This is a genomic window from Mesorhizobium sp. M1006, assembly GCF_040318825.1.
Taxonomy (GTDB): domain Bacteria; phylum Pseudomonadota; class Alphaproteobacteria; order Rhizobiales; family Rhizobiaceae; genus Mesorhizobium.
On sequence record NZ_JAMYMZ010000115.1, the window covers coordinates 1 to 2,612 of the forward strand.

2 pseudogenes are annotated in these 2,612 nt (G+C 63.7%); both read right to left on the reverse strand.

The window, feature by feature from the left end:
* A pseudogene (locus NKH60_RS34675) lies at positions 1 to 1,542 on the reverse strand (recombinase family protein); the annotation flags it as partial.
* Between the two features lie 142 nt (positions 1,543 to 1,684).
* A pseudogene (gene tnpC / locus NKH60_RS34680) lies at positions 1,685 to 2,457 on the reverse strand (IS66 family transposase); the annotation flags it as partial.
* Positions 2,458 to 2,612: the final 155 nt, after the last annotated feature.

Sequence of the window (2,612 nt, forward strand, 5' to 3'; positions counted from 1 at the left end):
CATCCGCCACGATGTCCTTGATGAGCGCGCGCAGCAGTTGCTGACGACAGCGCATGTCGACACCCGGCGCATTCCAGGTGGCCTCGAGATCCTGGGCGAGGCCCGTGAAGTCCGGAACCGCGTCGACAGGCTCCACACGCTGGACTTCGCTCAGCCGGGCCTCGCAGGTCTCCACGCGCCTGAGCGTGGCTTCCCAACTCCTCTCGATCTGGGCCGCAATAAGCCGGTTCTCCGGGTCGCAAGCGGCATAGCGGCGCTCGGCGAGCGATGCCTCATAGCGCGCCTGCTGCAGGTCCATCTCGATCATCTGCCGCCGCTTGGCATCGCTCTCCAGCTGCATCCGTTCAGCCTCCAACGCCGCTTCGATCGCCATCGGCGCAACCGCCTCCAGCGCTTCGCGGGTCACCGCCGCGTCGGTGCGAAAGCCGTTGAACGACATGCATCGCGCCTGGGCCATCATGAGGTTGCCGCGCTCGCAGCGATATACCGGATAACCTTGGCCGCGTCCGGCATACATGACAACCAGTCTTCGCCCGCATCGACCACAGGAGATGAGACCCGGGAGCAGCGCGCGACCGCCGCGGCCCGACTTGACGCCGCCGGCTTTGCCATAAGCGTTGGCCGCGAGCAGTTCCTGGTTCCGTTCGTACTCGCTCCATCCGATGTAGCCTTCGTGATGGTCATTGAGCACCACCGCCCACTCGCTAGCCGGCTTGTAATGGCCATAGCTCTTGCGAACGCGGCCATCGACGATCTCAGTGCGCTTCTCGCTCTGACCATAGACATAGGCGCCGGCGTAGAACGGATTCTTCAGGATCGAGATCACGTTGCGATAGCGGATAGGCACCCAGTCGAAGGACACCATCTTCTTGCCGTCCGAGGGTCTGGGAAAATGCACGCCGTCATCGATCATCGAGATCAACACTTGCCGCGCACTGCCGAGTTCGCGGAAACGCGCGAAGATCAGGCGAATAGTCTCCTGCAGGCGCATGTCGGGATCGAACCCGAGATCGTAATCGCGGTGCCAGACATAGCCGAAGGGCACGGAGATGCGCAGTTCCCCGCGCTGTGCCTTGGCGCGGGCGGCCTCGTACATGCGGGCACGCAGCACGCCGAGCTCGAACTCGCTGATGCTGCCCCTTCATACCGAGCAGCAGGCGGTCGTTCGGCAATCCCGGATCGTAGATCGATCACGCGTGCATCGACTTCGCCGCACAACTCGAGCAGCCGATGCCAGTCCGGCCCATTGCGCGACAGACGGGACGCTTCCAGGCAAAGCACGGCGCCGACCTGGCCGGTGCACAGATCGTCGACCAGGCGCTCGAAACCGGGCCGCTCCACAGCCCCGCTTGCGGTTCGTCCCAGATCCTCGTCGATCACCTCTACTTTGCGGAATCCCCAGCGCCGCGCGACGTCGACAAGCTCATATTGCCGACGCTGGCTCTTAAGGTTGAACTGGACCTGCGCCTGAGTGAACTGACGCACATAGACGACAGCCTTGCGCTTGAGGACGGCAGTCGGAATCAGATTACCGCTCGTCATCGCAGCTCTCCTCCTCCGTTGCCACGCCGGCGGCGGCCATCAGTACGTTGGCGAGCCGGGCGACATGACATGCCCCGGCACGACGACGAGATGAATGATCCGACCGTTCGCGCGTTCTTCGCTGTTCTCGCAGCGAAGCCGGCGTCCGAAATACGGATGCCAACGATAATGGACTTCGACCTCCTGCCCAACATGGGCAGAATGACCCCGAGATTGCGATGCCGCGCAGGGCTCGCTCGGCTGCATTGTTTGATAGGCAAATCCGCCCATCGTCGAGGAACCGGGTGAAGGATGACCAGCGGCGCAGCATGTAGTTGAAGGCCTTGGTCAGATCGTGTCCGCGCGAGAGCTTGTCGCGCGTCTCGATCATCCAGCCCTCGAGTTCGGTGACCAGCGGCACGCTCCGCTCCTGGCGCACGGCGTGGCGTTGGGCCGGCGACAGGCCGCTGATCTCGCGCTCGATATCGAACAGGGCGTCGATGCGCTTCACGGCTTCAACCGCTAGCGGATAGACCAGGTTTGGCTTCTCGCCGCGCGCCTTCTTGCGCGCCGCCGCTTCGATGTCGGCCAGCTCGAACACTTTGCGCCGGCTGTGAGCCCAGCAGCTGGCTTCCAGAACAGGCGCCGGCTGACGACCTATCGCATAGAGATCGCCATAACCGCCAAAGGCATCGGCCTGCAGAATGCCGCTCCAGCCGGCGAGATGCGCCGCGGGATGTTCGCCTCGGCGATCGCGGGAATAGTAGAACACTGCCGCCGGCGGATCGGCGCCGCCGAACGGTCGGTCATCGCGCACATAGGTCCATAATCGACCGGTATCGGTCTTGCCCTTGGCCAGGACCGGCACCGTCGTGTGTCATCGCCGTCAAACCGTCCCGCGCCCACCTCTTGGGCTTCTAAGCGCTTCACCCGCGGCAGCCCCGCCGCGGCGCCGCGGCGCCGGCGCCTACCCCGGTCAACCCGGCACGATACACATTCTACTTATGAAGCCATCGCCTGCCCAGATGACTACGATATGGAAAATGCATTTGACCAAGGCCGCCGTTGCAAGCGATTCTCCCGATAGGACG